The sequence below is a fragment of the Streptomyces sp. URMC 126 genome (assembly GCF_051386555.1).
In the GTDB taxonomy this organism is placed as follows: Bacteria; Actinomycetota; Actinomycetes; order Streptomycetales; family Streptomycetaceae; genus Streptomyces.
Genome location: NZ_JBPQTX010001440.1, coordinates 1 through 230 on the forward strand (window position 1 = coordinate 1; position 230 = coordinate 230).

Consider the following 230-nt stretch of genomic DNA (forward strand, 5'->3'; position numbering starts at 1 on the left):
GGTAACGATCTCGCGAACCTTCTCCTCTTCACCCTTGGCAACCTCAAGGATGAGTTCATCATGAACCTGCAGCAAGACCCGGCTTGTCAAAGCTGCCTCAGCAAGTTTCTGGTCGGTGCGAGCATGGCCAGTTTGATGAGGTCCGCTGCCGATCCCTGAATGGGAGCGTTGAGGGCGGCACGCTCGGCCATGTCTCGGCGCTGACGGTTTGTTGAGGTGAGGTCAGGAAG

At 57.8% G+C, this 230-nt stretch carries 1 pseudogene; it reads right to left on the minus strand.

Annotated elements, in window-relative coordinates:
- A pseudogene (locus tag ACSNOK_RS36590) lies at positions 1–230 on the minus strand (DNA polymerase); the annotation flags it as partial.